General features: G+C 67.5%; 18 protein-coding genes. 15 read left to right on the top strand and 3 right to left on the bottom strand.

Annotated elements, in window-relative coordinates; all coding sequences use genetic code 11:
• Positions 1-130 precede the first annotated feature (130 nt).
• Positions 131-613, top strand: a complete 483-nt coding sequence (locus tag K7711_RS07490) for an NUDIX domain-containing protein (RefSeq protein ID WP_222965985.1) — start codon at positions 131-133, stop codon at positions 611-613.
• 190 nt (positions 614-803) lie between these two features.
• Positions 804-1,880 (top strand): phospho-N-acetylmuramoyl-pentapeptide-transferase, encoded by a 1,077-nt coding sequence (gene mraY / locus K7711_RS07485; protein WP_222965983.1) that lies wholly within the window; start codon positions 804-806, stop codon positions 1,878-1,880.
• A gap of 6 nt (positions 1,881-1,886) precedes the next feature.
• Here the strand turns inward: mraY and K7711_RS07480 are convergent, their stop codons facing one another.
• Both K7711_RS07480 and K7711_RS07475 read right to left on the bottom strand, forming a co-directional pair.
• A complete protein-coding gene (locus K7711_RS07480; RefSeq protein ID WP_222965981.1) occupies positions 1,887-2,891 on the bottom strand; it encodes a Gfo/Idh/MocA family protein in 1,005 nt (334 codons plus the stop codon).
• Positions 2,892-2,957: 66 nt separating this feature from the next.
• Entirely contained in the window at positions 2,958-4,052 is a 1,095-nt protein-coding gene (locus K7711_RS07475) for a LacI family DNA-binding transcriptional regulator (protein WP_235746598.1), read from the bottom strand.
• A gap of 171 nt (positions 4,053-4,223) precedes the next feature.
• Here K7711_RS07475 and K7711_RS07470 point away from each other — a divergent pair, with 171 nt between their 5' ends.
• The 12 genes from K7711_RS07470 (at position 4,224) to K7711_RS07415 (ending at position 14,144) form a co-directional block, all read left to right on the top strand.
• The gene (locus K7711_RS07470) at positions 4,224-5,156 is read left to right on the top strand and encodes a TIM barrel protein (protein ID WP_222965978.1); all 933 of its coding nucleotides are present in this window, start codon (positions 4,224-4,226) and stop codon (positions 5,154-5,156) included.
• Between the two features lie 42 nt (positions 5,157-5,198).
• Complete coding sequence (locus tag K7711_RS07465) at positions 5,199-6,203, top strand: sugar ABC transporter substrate-binding protein (protein WP_222965976.1); 1,005 nt, start codon at positions 5,199-5,201, stop codon at positions 6,201-6,203.
• An 11-nt stretch (positions 6,204-6,214) separates the two neighbouring features.
• Positions 6,215-7,282, top strand: coding sequence for an ABC transporter permease (locus tag K7711_RS07460; protein WP_222965974.1), 1,068 nt, complete (start codon positions 6,215-6,217; stop codon positions 7,280-7,282).
• Positions 7,279-8,076 carry an ATP-binding cassette domain-containing protein gene (locus tag K7711_RS07455; RefSeq protein ID WP_222965972.1) on the top strand — a complete coding sequence of 266 codons (798 nt, stop codon included), beginning with the start codon at positions 7,279-7,281 and terminating at the stop codon, positions 8,074-8,076. Before K7711_RS07460 ends, K7711_RS07455 begins: the two co-directional genes overlap by 4 nt.
• Before the next feature lie 71 nt (positions 8,077-8,147).
• Positions 8,148-9,113, top strand: a complete 966-nt coding sequence (gene iolC, locus K7711_RS07450; protein WP_222965970.1) for a 5-dehydro-2-deoxygluconokinase — start codon at positions 8,148-8,150, stop codon at positions 9,111-9,113.
• A gap of 9 nt (positions 9,114-9,122) precedes the next feature.
• Complete coding sequence (locus K7711_RS07445) at positions 9,123-10,016, top strand: Cgl0159 family (beta/alpha)8-fold protein (protein WP_308014520.1); 894 nt, start codon at positions 9,123-9,125, stop codon at positions 10,014-10,016.
• Complete coding sequence (locus tag K7711_RS07440) at positions 10,013-10,159, top strand: hypothetical protein (RefSeq protein WP_222965968.1); 147 nt, start codon at positions 10,013-10,015, stop codon at positions 10,157-10,159. Before K7711_RS07445 ends, K7711_RS07440 begins: the two co-directional genes overlap by 4 nt.
• Complete coding sequence (gene iolB / locus K7711_RS07435; protein WP_222965966.1) at positions 10,156-11,043, top strand: 5-deoxy-glucuronate isomerase; 888 nt, start codon at positions 10,156-10,158, stop codon at positions 11,041-11,043. The genes K7711_RS07440 and iolB overlap by 4 nt, the downstream gene beginning before the upstream one ends.
• Before the next feature lie 169 nt (positions 11,044-11,212).
• A complete protein-coding gene (gene iolD / locus K7711_RS07430; protein ID WP_222965964.1) occupies positions 11,213-13,054 on the top strand; it encodes a 3D-(3,5/4)-trihydroxycyclohexane-1,2-dione acylhydrolase (decyclizing) in 1,842 nt (613 codons plus the stop codon).
• Positions 13,055-13,151: 97 nt separating this feature from the next.
• Positions 13,152-13,361, top strand: a complete 210-nt coding sequence (locus K7711_RS07425) for a cold-shock protein (protein ID WP_222965962.1) — start codon at positions 13,152-13,154, stop codon at positions 13,359-13,361.
• Positions 13,362-13,442: 81 nt separating this feature from the next.
• The gene (locus K7711_RS07420) at positions 13,443-13,619 is read left to right on the top strand and encodes a hypothetical protein (RefSeq protein WP_157186394.1); all 177 of its coding nucleotides are present in this window, start codon (positions 13,443-13,445) and stop codon (positions 13,617-13,619) included.
• 321 nt (positions 13,620-13,940) lie between these two features.
• Entirely contained in the window at positions 13,941-14,144 is a 204-nt protein-coding gene (locus tag K7711_RS07415; protein WP_040749676.1) for a cold-shock protein, read from the top strand.
• A gap of 1 nt (position 14,145) precedes the next feature.
• On the opposite strand, the gene K7711_RS47385 is transcribed toward K7711_RS07415, so the two are convergent.
• On the bottom strand, positions 14,146-14,343 hold the full coding sequence (locus K7711_RS47385) for a hypothetical protein (RefSeq protein WP_235746597.1): 198 nt from the start codon (positions 14,341-14,343) through the stop codon (positions 14,146-14,148).
• Between the two features lie 146 nt (positions 14,344-14,489).
• On the opposite strand from K7711_RS47385, the gene K7711_RS07405 reads away from it, so the two are divergent.
• Positions 14,490-16,508, top strand: coding sequence for an ATP-binding protein (locus K7711_RS07405; protein WP_222965960.1), 2,019 nt, complete (start codon positions 14,490-14,492; stop codon positions 16,506-16,508).
• The last annotated feature ends 286 nt before the right edge of the window (positions 16,509-16,794 follow it).

Raw genomic sequence — 16,794 nt, 5'->3', positions numbered from 1 at the left:
CCTTCGCCTGCCACGCTGTCCTGTTCGGATGCCGGGCGCGAGGCGGTGTCGGTGTGAGATCGTGTTCGGCGAATGTTCGGATCCGGAATGAAGTCTCGCATCGTGCGGGCTGGTGAGGTCGGTGGGCGGCATGAATGCCTCGTTTGAGCAAACCAGTTATACCCCTGAAGTTTTCGCCCGACCATGGCTGGCCGCCGGAGCGCTGTTCGTGCGCGAGGAGTCGGTACTGCTGGTGCACAAGACCTACGGCGACGGCTGGGACATCCCCGGCGGATTCGTGGACGTGAGCGAGGCCCCGGTGGAGGCGTGCCGACGGGAGATCGCCGAGGAACTCGGCCTCGCGCGTCCGCCCCGGCGCCTGCTGGTCTGTGATTGGGCACCGCACGACGGTACCGACCGGCTGCTGTTCGTATTCGACTGCGGTGAGCTCGGCGACGAATCGGCCATCGTGTTGCAGGACAGCGAACTGGATCGCTGGGAGTGGGCGCCCATCGAATCGGTGGAGGATTACGCGGTGCCGCGGCTGGCGAGCCGCCTGCGGCAGGCGTACGCGGCCTATCACGACGGCGGCATGCTGTACCTCGAGCGCGGGGAGCCGTTCGCCGCGGTATGAGGTGGTCGTGCCCGGGAATTCGGGCTGCGCGCAACGTGTGTCGGGTGAGGTGTTCCGGAAGCGGTTATGCTGCCGCTCGTTTCGATCTTGCGTCGTTCCGGCGGGGAAACAGCGCGCGGAACCCGACATGGCTACCATCGGTGCAATCCGTCGGAGCCCTCGGCGGTGGTGATCGGTGGTACGGGAGCGCATGAACCAGGTCCTCTTCGCGGCCATGATCGCGCTCGCGGTCTCGATCACGTTGACGCCCTTGCTGATCAAGTGGTTCACCAAGAGCGAGGTCGGCCAGGAGATCCGTGCCGAGGGTCCGGCCAGTCACCAGGCCAAACGCGGCACGCCGACGATGGGTGGCATCGCCATCCTGGTCGGCATGTGGGCGGGATATCTGGGTGCGCACCTGATCGGAGTGAGCGACCACCCGCCGGGCATATCGGCCTCGGGCCTGCTGGTGCTGGGGCTGTCCACGGCGTTGGGCGCGGTCGGATTCATCGACGATCTGCTCAAGGTCCGCCGAAGACGCAATCTCGGGCTCACCGCGGCCGGGAAGTTCATCGGGCAGATCGCCGCCGCGCTGATCTTCGGCGTGCTGGCGCTACGTTTTCCGAGCAGTACCGGGCTGACTCCGGCCAGTGAGCACGTGTCCTATGTGCGCGATATCGACACCGTCTCCTTCAGTCTCATCGCCTTCCTGGCGGTCGTGAGCTTTCTGGTGGTGGCCTGGTCGAACGCGGTGAACATCACCGACGGGCTGGACGGGCTGGCCGCCGGATCGGTCGGCCTGGCGCTGGGCGCGTACGTGGTGGTGACGTCGTGGCAATACATCAACTCCTGCGCCACCCGGCCCCAGATCGGCTGTTACGACGTGCGCGATCCGCTCGATCTGGCCGTGGTGTGCGCGGCCGGGGTGGCGGCCTGCGTCGGATTCCTGTGGTGGAATGCCGCACCGGCCAGGATCTTCATGGGGGATACCGGATCGTTGGCGCTGGGCGGAATGCTGGCCGGGCTGTCCATCACCACCCGGACCGAGTTGCTGACCGTCGTGATCGGCGCGCTGTTCGTCGCCGAGATTGCCTCGGTGTTGCTACAGATCGTGGTCTTCCGCACCACGCGCAGCCGACTGTTCAAGATGGCCCCGTTCCATCATCATTTCGAACTGAGCAAATGGGCCGAGACGACGGTCATCATCCGGTTCTGGATATTGGGCGCGGGCGCCTGCGCCATCGGGCTGATGTTGTTCTACGGGGAGTATCTGCACGTCGTCGGGTGAGCCGCGTCAACGCACCTCGGTGACCGACACCGTGCTGTTTCGCTCGCGGGACAACTCACATGCCTCCGCGACGTAGAACGCCTCGAGGGCATCGCGTGGGCCGCAAGGGCTTTCGGCCTCGCCGGTGGCCACCGCGGTGAAGACGGTCAGTTCCTCGATGTAGGCGCGGCGGAAGCGTTCCATGAAACCGGGATAGGCGGGGAACAGCGGCGGTGGATAGTCCGGCTCGACCGAGCGCAGCGGGGCCCGATCATCCAGGCCCACAATGGCGTTGGCACGCGACCCCAGGACGTCGAGGCGCACGTCGTAGCCCGCGCCGTTGTAGCGGCCCAGTGAGACCGTCGCCAGGGTGTCGTCGTCCAGGCGCAGCAGGATCGCGGCGGTGTCCACGTCACCGGCGTCGCGGAAGAACTGCTCGCCGCGGTTCGCGCCCAGCACCGACACCTCGGTGATCTCGCGGCCCGAGACCCAGCGGATGATGTCGAAATCGTGCACGCCGCAATCCCGGAACAACCCGCCCGAGCGCGGAATGTACTCGGCCGGTGGGGGAGCCGGGTCCAGGGTGGTGGCGCGCAGGGTGTGCAGGCGGCCGAGTTCGCCGGAGGCGACCGCGGCGCGGGCGGCCCGGTATCCGGCGTCGAAACGGCGTTGGAAACCGATCTGCACCGGGACGCTCGAATGCTCGAGACGTTCGATCACCGCGAGCGTCCCCGCGATATCCGCTGCGACCGGCTTCTCACAGAAGACCGGGATACCCAGATCGACCGCCGCGGTGATGAGTTCGGGATGCGAGTCCGTGGCGGTCGTGATCACGACACCGGTGAGGTCCGAGGCGAACAGGCTCTCGATGTCGGGGGCGAATTCGATGCCCAGTTTCGCCGCGGTGCTGCGGGCGCGTTCGGGCTCGGCATCGGCCACGACGACCTGGTCCACCTCGGGCAGATTGCGCAGGATCTCCGCATGGGCGACGCCGATGCGGCCGGTTCCGGCCAGACCGATCCGGATTGTCATGGGTGCGTTCTCCTTTCGGGGCGGGTCGTGCGCGTCGGGTGGACTCGCCACGACCGGCGTCGGTGGTCAATCGGCGGGTGCGGCCGTGGTCGCGCGGACGATCAGCGAGGGCTGCACGCGTCGCCGGACCGGGTCGGTACGGTCGGCGTGCAGACGTTGTGCGAGCGCTTCGATCGCGAGACGGCCGATCTCGGTGCGCGGCTGGTCGACGGTGGTCAGCGCGACGTGTCGCAGTGCGGCCAGCGAGGAGTTGTCGTAGCCGACCACCGAGACGTCCTGCGGTACACGCAATCCCGCATCCTCCAGCGCCGACATCGCGCCCACGGCGTTGAAGTCGTTGCCGCACACCAGGGCGGTAGGAAAGTTGTTGGGGGAGAACACCGTCAGGAGTTTGCGCACGGCCGCGATCCCCGCTTCGTCGGTGTGCTCGCTCGGCACGACCAGGGGTTCGAGGCCGTGCCGATGCATGGCCGCAACGTATCCCTTGCGTCGCGGCGTCGCACTGAAGGCCGCGCCGCCGTCGAAGTGCACGATGCGCCGATGCCCCAGGGCGACCAGATGATCCACGGCCAGTGCGGATCCCGTCTCGCCGTCGTCGTCGACGGTGTCCACCTCCGCCGCCGACGAGCTGCGCGAGACCAGCACCACCGGGCACTGCGTGGACGCCTCGCGGATCGCCGCCGCCGCGAGAACCGGTGAGAGCAGGATGATTCCGCCCGGATGGAAGGCCAGCAGACTGCTCAGTGCGGTGCGTTCGCGGGCGGGGCTGCGGCGGCCGGTGTTGAGGATCAGCTCGAGTCCGGCCTGCTGCGCCGCGCCGTCCATGGCCTCCACCACGTCGGCGAAGAACGCGTTGTGCAGATCGGAAACCAGGACGCCGACGATATTGGAGGTCCGGCTGGCCAGCGAGCGGGCCATGGTGTGCGGCCGATAGCCGAGTTCGGCGGCCGCGGCCAGGACCGCGCGGCGGCGGTGCTGGCTGACCTTCGGCGAATCGCGCATCACGAGCGAGACCAGGGCGCGCGAGACGCCCGCCCGAGCGGCGACGTCCTGCATCGTCGGTCGCTGCATCGTGTCCTCTTCCCGGACGTTCGGCGGAACCTGTGCGCCGACGGTACCGCGCGGCAACGCACCGAGCAATAGAGCGCTCCAATCGGACATTCGCGCCACCGAGATTTTCCCGGATTCGCCTGGCTGGGGCATATTCTCCGAGGTAGATCCGGTGGAAACGCGGTACGGCGACCTCTTGACACTATCGTGACACAGGTTACATTATTGGAGCGCTCCAATGACGCCGAGCGCGCACCGTGCACCGACAGGCCGGAGCAGGCTATGACCGAACCAATGCATCCGCTGCGGATCGCCGCCGCGCCGATCTCGTGGGGCGTGTGCGAGGTGCCGGGCTGGGGGCATGTGCTGCCCGCCTCGACCGTGTTGTCGGAGATGGCCGCGCTCGGCCTCACCGCCACCGAATTCGGGCCGCCGGGATATCTGCCCGTCGAGCCGGACCGGCTCCGGGAACTGTTGGCGCCCTACCGGATCGCCGCGATCGGCGGATTCCTGGCCCTGGCCCTGCACCGGGATCCACCGGCTGCTCGCACCGCCGCCCGCGCCAGCGCCGAACTGTTCGCCGCGGCCGGGGCCGAGGTGCTGGTACTCGCGGCGGCGACCGGGGACGAGGGATACGACACCCGTCCGCAGCTCGATGAGCACCAGTGGCGCACCCTGATCGACACGGCCACCGGCATTCGCGATATCGCCGCCGGATACGGCCTGCGCACGGTCCTGCACCCGCATGTGGGCACACTCGTGGAGACCGGTGCGGAGGTCGAGCGCCTGCTCGCCGATTCGGACCTCGAATTGTGCTTGGACACCGGACATCTGCTGATCGGCGGGACGGATCCGGTGGCCTTGGCTCGGCGGCACGCCGATCGGATCGGGCACATCCACCTCAAGGACGTGCGGGCCGATCTCGCCGAACGGATCCGCTGCGGTGCAATCGAATACAGCGCGGCGGTGCGCCAAGGCCTGTTCGTGCCGCTGGGCGACGGCGACGTGGACATCGAGACGCTGGTGCGCTGCGCCCACGCGGGCGGCTACCGAGGCTGGTACGTGCTCGAACAGGATACGGCGTTGGCCGCGGACGACACCGCGGCCGGGCCCAGCCGGGATACCGAACGGAGTCTGCGCCGACTCGAAAATATCGGCGCGGCATTGGGTTCCGCCGGACCCAGGAATGAGCGAATCAGGGCAGCAGGGGTGTAACCACGCAGGCCCCGGCTCATTCCGGATCGATTAGGAGAGAAGATGACAACGAAGTCCGCCTCGGCCCGCACCGTCCGAACACGTTGGCGGCGCGTGCTGCCCTGGTTCGCCACGGCCGCGGTGCTGGCCGCGTGCAGTGGACCTGCCGCCGAGAACACAACGACCCAGACGGCCGGTCCGACAGGCACATTGACCTCGGTCTCCGTTGTCACACACGGCAGTGCGGGTGATGCGTTCTGGAACGTGGTGAAGAACGGCGCGGCCGCCGCGGGTAAGCAGCTCGGTGTCAAGGTCGACTACCAGTCCTCCGGCGATCCGACCCAGCAGGCCAAACTCATCGACAACGCTGTCGCTCAAGGGGTCGGCGGGCTGGTGGTCTCGATGGCCAATCCCGATGCGCTGCGTCCCTCGATCCAGAAGGCCGTCGCCGCAGGCATTCCCGTGGTCACGATCAACTCCGGTGAGGCGCAGAGCGCGAGCGTCGGGGCGATCGGTCATGTCGGGCAGAGCGAGGAGTCCGCCGGCGAGGGGGCGGGCAAGCGCTTGGCCGCAGCCGGAAAACACAAGCTGCTCTGCGTGATTCACGAGGCCGGGAACATCGGCGACAACCAGCGGTGCGACGGCGCGACGAAGGGCTTCGGCGGCAGCGCGACCACGCTGCAGGTCGATATCAACAATCCGACCGACGCCCAGTCCCGGATCAAAGGAGCGCTCGACGCCGATCACTCCATCGACGCGGTGCTGACGCTCAATTCGCAGGTGGCGGCGCGGGCCGTGGCCGCGGCCGGGGAATCCGGTTCGACCGCGCAGGTCGCGACGTTCGATCTGAACAGTGAGGTAGTGGACGCCATCAAATCCGGCAAACTGCTGTTCGCCATTGATCAGCAGCAGTACGAGCAGGGCTATCTGCCGATCGTGATGTTGCAGCTGTACAAGTCCAATCGCAACACCGTCGGCGGCGGCGCGCCGGTGCAGACGGGTCCGGCCTTCGTGGACAAGGACAATGTCGACGCGATCGCGACGCTGGTGTCGCAGGGCACGCGCTGAGAGGCGATGAATTGAGTACCACCGCAACGTCATCGGACTCGTCCTCCGCACAGGCCGGTGCGCCGGACACGACCTCGGGCCCCACGCTGCTGCAACGCGCGATCGTGCGGCCCGAGATCGGGGCACTGCTCGGCGCGCTGCTGGTGTTCGTGTTCTTCAGCGTCATCACCGACCGGTTCCTGAGCCCGCTGGGCATCGCGAACTGGCTCGACGACTCCTCGACGTTGGGGATCATGGCGGTCGCGGTGGCGCTGCTGATGATCGGCGGCGAATTCGATCTGTCGGCGGGGGTGATGACCGCTTCGACCTCGCTGGTCACCGCGCTGCTGGCCGTGCACGCGGGCTGGAACGTGTGGTTCGCGCTGCTGGCCTCGCTGGTGTTCGCGCTGGCCGTGGGCGCGTTCAACGGGTGGGTCGTGATGCGCACGGGACTGCCGAGTTTCATCGTGACGCTCGGTACGTTCCTCGCGTTGCAGGGCCTGAATCTCGGTGTTACCCGGCTGGTCACCGACACAGTGCAGGTCGCCGGGATTCGCGGTGCGGCCGGATACGCCTCGGCCGGTGCGGTTTTCGCCTCCACGATCGATCTGGGCAGCACCCGCATCCAGGCGTCGGTGGTGTGGTGGATCCTGCTGGCCGTTCTGGGCTCGATCCTGTTGCTGCGCACGCGATTCGGCAACTGGACGTTCGCGGTGGGTGGTTCGCTGCCCAGTGCCCGCGCCGTCGGCGTGCCCGCGGTGCGCACGAAGATCCTGCTGTTCATGGGGACCGGCTTCGCCGGGTGGGTGGTCGGCTCGTGCAGCATTCTGCGGTTCGGCAGCGTGCAGGCCAATCAGGGTGTGGGACTGGAACTTCAGTTCATCATCGCCGCCGTGGTGGGCGGCTGCCTGCTGACCGGTGGATTCGGGTCGGTGATCGGTGCGGCCCTGGGTGCGCTGATCTTCGGGATGGCCAGGCAGGGCATCGTATTCGCTCGCTGGAACGACGACTGGTTCATGTTGTTCCTCGGCGTGCTGCTACTCGCGGCGGTCCTGGTCAACAACGCATTCAGCAAGCGCGCGGAGAGGATTCGGCGATGACCGCGACGTCCGGGGCAACCACGCTCATCGAAACCGTCGGCGTGACCAAGAGTTACGGCGGGGTGGTCGCGCTCGAGGACGTGTCCATGGTGGTGAACGCCGGCGAGGTCACCTGCGTGCTGGGTGACAACGGTGCGGGAAAGTCCACGCTGATCAAGATTCTGGCCGGCGTACATCAGCACGACGCGGGTGAGCTGCGCGTCGAGGGGGAGGCGACCCGGTTCGTCTCTCCGCGTGCGGCGCTCGATCGTGGAATCGCCACGGTGTACCAGGATCTGGCGGTGGTCCCGCTGATGAGCGTGTGGCGCAATTTCGTGCTGGGCTCGGAGCCGACCTTCGGGATCGGGCCGCTGCGCTTCCTGGATCGCGACCGGAGCCGGGAGATCGCCCGGAAGGCTTTGTCGGATATGGGAATCGAGATCCGGGATCTGGAGCAGCCGGTCGGCACCCTGTCCGGCGGGCAGCGGCAGTGCGTGGCGATCGCGCGAGCGGTGCACTACGGCGCGAAGGTGCTCATTCTGGACGAGCCGACCGCCGCGCTGGGTGTGAAACAGGCCGGGGTCGTGCTGCGCTACGTGGTCCAGGCGCGCGATCGCGGCCTCGGGGTCGTGCTGATCACTCACAATCCGCATCACGCCTATCCCGTCGGCGACCGGTTCCTGCTGCTCAAACGCGGCGCGGTGCTGGGCTCGTACGAGAAGTCCGAGATCGACCTGCCCGAGCTGACCCGCCAGATGGCCGGGGGAGCGGAACTCGCTGCGCTGCAACACGAATTGGAGCGGGTGGTGGAATGAGCGGGTCAGGGCCGAAGGCGGCAGCGGAGCGTCACCACGCAGGCCCCCCGCTCATGCCCGGTGAACACAGCATGAGCGAACTCGAGGTCCTGACCGTCGGCCGCGTCGGGGTGGATCTGTATCCGGAGCAGAGCGGGGTTCCGCTGGCTCAGGTGCGCACGTTCGCGAAATCGTTGGGAGGCACCGCGACCAACGTCGCCGTGGCCGCGGCGCGGATGGGGCGGCGCAGTGCGGTGGTGACCAAGGTCGGGGCGGACGGGTTTGGGGAGTATGTGCGAACCGCGTTGGGGGAGTTCGGGGTTTCGGCGCGATATGTGGCCACCTCCGCGGATCTGCTGACGCCCGTGGTGTTCTGCGAGTTGAATCCGCCCGCCGATCCGCCGTTGCTGTTCTATCGTGCCCCGATCGCGCCGGATCTGACCCTGACCGAGGACGATATCCCTTGGGACGTCGTCGAATCCGTGCCGCTGCTGTGGGTGACCGGGACCGGCGTCTGCGCCGAACCCGCACGCAGCACCCAGCATCGGGTGCTCGAACAGCGTGCGCGGCGGGGACATACCGTGCTCGATCTGGACTATCGGCCGATGTTCTGGCCCGATGCGATGACCGCCGGGCGTGCGATCGGTGCGCTGCTCGATCACGTGAATGTGGTGGTGGGCAACAGAACCGAGGTGCGGGTCGCGGTCGGGACCGACGATCCGGGTGTGGCCGCCGATCGGCTAGTCGAGCGCGGGGTCGAACTGGCGGTGATCAAATGCGGTGCGGACGGGGTGTTCGTCGCCGATGCGACGGGACATCGGTGGACCGTGCCGCCGTGTCGGGTCGAGGTGGTGTGCGGACTCGGCGCCGGCGACGGCTTCGGCGGCGCGCTGGCGCACGGACTGCTCGCGGGCTGGGATCCGCGGCGGGCCGCGGAATACGCCAATGCCGCCGGGGCCCTGGTGGCTTCGCGGCTGGCCTGCGCGGACGCCATGCCCACGAGTGCGGAGATCGATGAACTGCTGCGCCGAGGACGGCGCGCGGAGGAGATCGTATGAGGAGATGCGGTGTACCTGACCGACGAACGCTGGCGTGAGCTGTTGCACGTGCGCAGCACCGAACCCGCAGCGGTCGCGCGTGCCTACGCCGGGCGGCGTCGGCGCGAGCGGCTGCTGTCCGAGCAGGGCACGCTGTTCCTGGTCGCGGCGGACCATCCGGCCCGCGGCGCGCTCGGGGTCGGTTCGGACCGCACCGCCATGGCCGATCGGCGCACCCTGCTCGAGCGTTTGCTGATCGCGCTGGACAATCCGGCGGTGGACGGCGTGCTCGGCTCCCCGGACGTGGTGGAGGAATTGCTGCTGCTGGACGCGCTGCACAACAAGGTCGTCATCGGCTCGATGAATCGCGGCGGCCTGGCTGGTGCGGACTGGGAGATCGAGGATCGGTTCACCGGATACGATGCCCGATCGCTGGTCGAGTTCGGCCTGGACGGCGGGAAAATGCTGCTGCGACTGGTGGATTCGGACCCGCGCACCATCCCGACACTGCAAGCGTGCGCCCGAGCGGTCTCCGAACTGGCCGCGCACGGCCTGATGGCAATGGTGGAACCGCTGCCCTACCATCGCGACGAGTCCGGATCGCTGGTGATGCACAAGGATTCGGCCTCGCTGCAGCGGGCGATCACCGTCGCGTCGGGCCTCGGTGTCACCTCCGCCTACACCTGGCTGAAAATCCCCGCGCCGGAGGATATCTCGGTACTCGACGCCACCACGCTGCCGGTGCTCATGCTGGGCGGTGCCCCCTCCGGCGATTCGGCGGCGGATCTGGCTGCCTGGGGAGGTGCACTGCGACACGAGGTTTCGCGCGGTCTCGTGGTCGGTCGCAGTCTGTTGTATCCACCCGACGGCGATGTCGCGGGCGCGGTCGACGCCGCCGCACGAATCCTGACGGAGGCGCGATGAGCATTCTGCACCGGCCGATCGGAACATTCGCCGACGGAGGCGATCCCGTCCTGCTGTCCACCACTGCCTCGGGCCGGACCTGTTCGTGGCCGGGGCTGCCCGGCGGGCGGTCCCGAATCGTCTCCGGGAGGGCTGCCCGATGAGCCGATTGCACCGGCCCTCAGGCACGCTCGCCGACGGCCACGATCCGGTCCTGCTGACCGCCGAGGACGCTGGATGGACCTACGCCGGTCTGCGGGTGTTGAAGCTGTCTGCGGGGGAGTCGCGGACGGTACACACCGGCGAATACGAGGCGTTCGTCCTTCCACTCAGCGGTGGCTGCACCGTTCGGGTGGACGGCGAGAGCTTCGAATTGACCGGCCGGGAGACGGTTTTCGCCCGCGTCACCGATTTCGCGTACGTCCCGCGCGAGGCCGAGGTGGAGCTCACCTCCCAGGCCGGTGCGGAGATCGCGCTGCCGATGGCTCGCTGCGAGCGGCGGCTGTCCCCGAAATACGGTGCGGCCGAGGATGTTCCGGTGGAGGTTCGCGGTGCGGGCGGGGCGACGCGGCAGGTCACGAATTTCGGTACACCCGGAGTGTGGGAGCACGCCGACAAACTCAACGCCTGTGAACTCCTCACCCCGGACGGCAACTGGTCCTCCTATCCGCCGCACAAGCACGACGAGGTGAGCGAGTGCGAGGTGGTCAACGAGGAGATCTACTACTTCCGCATCGCTGGACGGGACGAGATCACCCCTTCCCGGGAGGGATTCGGCCTGCATCGCACCTACACCATCGACGGCGAGCTCGACGAGAACGTCGCGGTGCGGGACGGCGACGTATTTCTGATCCCGCGCGGCTATCACGGGCCGTGTGTGGCTGCACCGGGCTACCCGATGTATTACCTGAACGTCCTGGCGGGCCCGGCGCCCGAGCGATCCATGGCCTTCTGTGACGATCCGGCGCACGGCTGGGTTCGCGACACGTGGGCCTCCACCGCGCCCGACCCGCGCTGCCCGGTGACCGACCATCGGGGACGCATGTGATGACCCGGCCGCGGCGGGATCCGTCCGGCGTCCGGCGGCGACGATCGCTCGGCCGGAATGTTGTTGGTATGACGTGGGTCACGGTGGGTACTCGCCGAAAGCGGGCCGGAAGACGGACAAACCGGCCTCGCCCGAAACGTACGACCGGCATGACGAGGAGCGACAACAGATGCGACTGACGACCGCGCAGGCACTGGTGGCCTGGCTGATCGCCCAGCGCTCACAGACCCTGGACGGGCGTGAGGTGCCGCTGTTCCCCGCGGTGTTCGCGATCTTCGGGCACGGCAACGTCCTGGGCCTGGGGACGGCGCTCGAGGAGCGCCGCGATGTGATCCCGGTCTGGCGTGGGCATTCCGAACAGGGCATGGCCCTGGCCGCGGTCGGTCTGACCAAGGCCGTGCACCGACGGCAGGTCGGCGTGGTCACCTCCTCGATCGGGCCCGGCGCGCTGAACATGGTGACCGCGGCCGGTGTCGCGCATGCGAATCGTCTTCCGCTGCTGTTACTCCCGGGTGACGTGTTCACCGGGCGCGGTCCGGATCCGGTGTTGCAGCAGGTCGAGCACTTCGGCGATCCGACCGTGACCGCCAACGACGCGTTCCGGGCGGTGAGTCGCTATTTCGACCGGATCACCCGGCCCGAGCAACTGCTCGCGACGCTGCCGCAGGTCGCCCGGGTACTCACCGATCCCGCAGATGCCGGGCCAGTGACACTCGCTCTGCCACAGGATGTTCAGGCCGAAACCTTCGACTTCCCGGATGCGCTGTTCGAACCGGTCGTGCATACCGTGGCCCGGCCGCGCCCGGATCGCACCGCACTCGCGGCGGCGGCGCAGGCGCTGCGGTCCGCGCAACGTCCGCTACTGATCCTGGGCGGCGGCGTGCGCTATTCCGGCGCCGCATCGCAGGCGCTGGAAACCGCCGAGCGACACGGCATTCCGATCACCGAGACGACCGCCGGGCGCACCCTGGTGGCACACGATCACCCGCTGTACGCCGGACCGCTGGGCATCACCGGGTCGGCCTCGGCCGATACCCTTGCGGCGGAGGCGGATCTGGTGCTCGCGGTGGGAACTCGCCTGCAGGACTTCACCACCGCGTCGTGGACCGCCTTCGCACCCGAGGTCCGGATGATCACGATCAATGCCGCGCGTTTCGACGCGGTCAAGCACGGTGCGCTCGCGGTGGTCGGGGATGCCGCTGCGGCACTGGAGGATCTGGAGGTCGAACTGTCCGGCTGGCGCGTGGCTCGCGAGTGGACGACCCGTGCCGCGGCGGTACGCGGAGAGTGGGACGACTACATCGACACCCTGCGCACACCGGCAGCCGGACCGCCGACCTACGCCCAGATCGTCGGTGAGGTCAACGACCTGAGCGAACCGGGCGACTACGTGATGACCTCGTCCGGTGGTCTGCCGGGTGAGCTGGTCGGCGGCTGGCGGGCCGAGGGCGGTGAACCCACCATGGACGTCGAGTACGGATTCTCCTGTATGGGTTACGAACTCGCGGGCGCGTGGGGCGCGGTGATGGCGCACCGGCACGGACAGGTCACCACGTTGCTCGGCGACGGCTCGTATCTGATGCTCAACTCCGAGCTGTTCTCCGCGGCGTTCGCCGGTCACGGCTTCGTCGCGGTGGTGTGCGACAACGACGGCTACGCGGTCATCGCACGCCTGCAGGAGGGCCAGGGCGGCAACGGTTTCAACAATATGTATCGCGACTGCCGTACCAATCATCCCGCGCCGCCACGGGTGAATTTCGCCGCGCACGCGCATTCGCTGGGTTGTGTCGTATTCACCGCCTCGAGTGCGGACGAATTCCGTGAGGCATATGGCCACGCCAGAGAGGCGGCGGCCCGGCAGTCGCGCCCCGCGGTGGTCGTGGTGCGCACGCACCCGTCGTCCTGGACCGAATCCGGTGCGTTCTGGCAGGTAGGCGTGCCGGAACAGCTGTCCGGTCACGAGGCTCAGGAGGCCGCGACGGCGCGTCAGGTGCGGTATCTGCGGCCGTGAAACGCACGGCACGGCGCGCGACGCGCCGAATCGGCCTGGACTGGCGCCGATTGCCTCGCTATGGTCTGGCAGGCCCGATGGCGAGAAGGTATGTGATATGGCACAAGGCACGGTCAAGTGGTTCGACACCAAGAAGGGTTTCGGGTTCATCCGTCAGGATGACGGCAGCCCCGATGCCTTCGTCGACTACACCGAGCTGGAGGGGACCGGCTTCCGCTCGCTCGCGGAGGGACAGCGGGTGGTCTTCGAAATCCGTCATACCAAGACCGGGCCCGAGGCCAGGAACGTCCGGATCGTACAGAACTGATTGTGTGTGTCGTGGCACACAGTTTTGAAATCGTGTTGTGCGGGTCACTATCCCGCAATTGTGGCTAACGAGTGTTTCAAGTTGGTCGATATGCCTGTCGAAAGCCGGTTCGGCCGGATGACGACAATGAAAGGCAATTCCATGATCCCCGTTATCATCGATACCGGTTCCGCCGCTCTGCACGGACTGTTCAACACCGGCAGTGCTGCGTTCCACGGGATCCTGAACACGCTGTGGACCGGGTCTTTCGGCGGCTGAGCTCGCACAACGGCCGGGTGAATCGGCCGCGTGGCCGGTCCTGGACAGCCGCTGTCCAGGACCGGCCACTTCTTTTCCGACTGGGTCGCGAAGCCGGACGGAATACGGATCACCGAAATCGGATCCGCCGGCTGATCTGCCTATATCGGTACGATCACGAATGCTGGGACGGATCCGTCAGGGCTGCTGGCATATCAGGTGCAATCGCCGGTTGCGGGAAATCACAGTGGCGCGGCAGCGCCTGGGCATGGCATTCTGGAGCATCGAGACCGGGTCGAGCGGACGTTGGCCGGTCCGGCTCGTCTACACAGAAGGTATGAAATGGCGCAAGGCGTAGTGAAGTGGTTCAACAGCGAGAAGGGCTTCGGGTTCATCGCTCAGGATGACGGTGGTCCGGATGTGTTTGTGCACTACTCGGCTGTTTCCGGAAGCGGCTTCCGGTCCCTCGATGAGGGTCAGCGCGTGGAGTTCGAGATCGGCCAGGGCCAGAAGGGTCCGCAGGCCCAGGGCGTGCGCGTGATCTGAGTCACCTGACTTGGTAAGGCTCCGCACCGTTGTGGTGCGGGGCCTTTCGCGTTTCCGGGGGACGTTTCAGCCGACCGATGAATCGGGCGATCGCCACCGGCGCTGGACCACTGCCCATCTCGCGGGTGCGGGACTTCAGCTCGGTCAGCTCACCCACGGCCGCAACGAGATCCGCGGGCAGCTCGCCCGGAGCGGTCATCGTTCCGTGATGTGCGGCCGGACCGGAATCGGCTTGTGACGACCTGGACGTTTACCGTTCAACCCCTGGTCAACGGGGCCACGCAGCATGGGTGGCAGTGGTGGTAGCTGAACAGCGGCTGCCCACGGGCAGCGGAAGGCCCGACCATGGATGAAGATGTGCAGACCGACCACAAGTACACGATGCGGATCAGCCGGCTGGCCATCGACAAGCTGGGAATCCGCCTCTACGACCGGGTTTCGGCGGTTCTGGCCGAACTCATCGCCAACTCCTACGACGCCGACGCCAGCGAAGTGGCGGTGTGGTTGCCCTGGGGAGTGACCCTCGCCGGCACCGTGCGTGGCGCGCACGAGCCGCCCTACGAGATCGTCGTGACCGACAACGGTCACGGCATGACCGCGGACGAGGTCAACGAGCACTATCTGATGGTGGGTTCGGACCGTCGAATCCGCACGGGCTCGGATCTTTCGCGTGAACGCAGCCGACCGGTCATGGGCCGCAAGGGAATCGGGAAACTCGCCGCCTTCGGAATCTGCCGGACCATCGAGGTGATCAGCGCGGGCAGCGGCGAGCAGGATCGCACCGAGGCCGGATGGCCTGTCTCCCATATCGTTCTGGACCTGGACGATATGGTGCACGACACCGAGAGCGACTACTATCCGGCGGTCGGTCCGTTGGACGGCACGGTCGCCCCGAGGCGCGGCACCACCGTCATCCTGCGGGACTTCTTCCGCAAGCGGGTCAATTCGGGGGCGGAACTGAATCGCCAGCTCGCCGCGCGGTTCGGGATCGAGCGCCCGGACTGGCGGGTCGAGGTGCACAACAGCGCGGCACAGGAGACCGAGAGCTTCATCCTCAGCGATCTGCCGATCGATGTGATGGAGGAGACGCGTATCGATGTGGCCTCGCGCCCGGTGCTCACGGGTCGGCAGTATCTGCCCGTCACCGGCTGGATCGCCTACTCCCGGCACCCCTACCGCGACGAGGCGATGGCGGGCGTGCGGATCTATGCGCGCGGCAAGATCGTCGCTCAGACAAGGGATTTCGGTATCGCGGCCGGATTCACCGGTGAGTACAAACTGCGTTCCTACCTGGTCGGGGCCATCCATGTGGACTGGCTCGACGACGAGGAGGATCTGGTGCGCTCGGACCGGCAGGACATCATCTGGAATTCCGGGCGGGGTGAGGCGCTGGCCGCGTGGGGTCGCGAGCTCATCGCCGAGATCGGCCGGATGGGGGAGCGCTCGATCCGCCGTCGGGTGTGGGAGGAGTTCGTCGAACGCTCGCACATCTACCGGACGCTGGAGGCGATCGCCCCGGGCGACAAGCTGTTTCGCGAATCGGTTGCCGCGGCAGCGCGAATCCTGGTGGCCAACAAGGACCGTGCCGCACTGGACGATCCAGGGCACGTGGAAAGCATTGTGCGCCTGGCTCTCTCGCTCGGACCGCAGCGCAGCCTGCTCGACACCCTGCAACAGATCGCCGAGGACTCCGATCCGCGTCTGGACGTCGTGGTGGCGCTGTTCGAACGCGCCCGGGTGGCGGAGATCTATTCGCTCGGGCAGATCGCCGGGGAACGAGTCGCGGTGGTGGACAAGCTGCATACGCTCATCGACGATCGCCGCTCGCTCGAACGGCCCTTCCAGGAACTCATCGAGCGAGCACCGTGGCTGCTCGCACCGGAGTGGACTCCGCTGGGCATGAACGAATCGCTCACCCGCGTCCGCGCGGCCTTCGAACGCTGGTACGCGCAGAAATTCGGCTCCACCCTGGTGACCAGCGCCATCGGCAGCGCCAAGCGCGAGCCCGATTTCGTCCTGCTGCACGATGCCGGTGAGCTGTGGATCGTGGAGATCAAGCGGATGGACTACCACCTCACCGACGAGGAGTACAACCGCGCGATCAACTACCTCTACGCGCTGGACACGTTCCTGACCGAGAACCCCCGCATCGGTGACCAGTTCCCCCGGCGCCGGCTCACCTTCATCGTCGACCACATCGACCGCCTCCGCCCCGCCTCGCTCTCCTCGCTGGACAGCGACGCCCGCGTGGACCGCCGCACCTGGCGCGAACTCCTGGACTCCACCTTGCGTGCCCATCGCGACTTCCTCGAACGGGTCTACGCGATGCGCGGATTAGAGGAGGAGCGGGCGCAGGCGGGGTAGCAGACCCGGGTCGTCAGCGTGCGTCCTGGCGAATGGGCCGCGGGATCGCGCCGGTGCGGTGAGATCTTCGGCGGGGCTCGACCCGCAGCGGTGTACGCGGCGGGTAGTGGACGCGTCATGTGGCCCCGGGGTGCGGCTGCTACCCGGCGGCGGCTGCTGCCTGCGAGCGATGGTGAGACAGCGCCGCGTGGCGCGGGTGCTGCTGTCGCTGTGCCAATGAGACCGAGGTCACCCCCGGTGCGGGAGGGTACGGGCGATCGGACCACCCGCACTCCCCGCCGCAGAC

It is taken from the genome of Nocardia coffeae (genome assembly GCF_019890715.1).
GTDB lineage: Bacteria > Actinomycetota > Actinomycetes > Mycobacteriales > Mycobacteriaceae > Nocardia > Nocardia jiangxiensis.
This window is presented reverse-complemented; position numbering and strand designations above follow the sequence as displayed.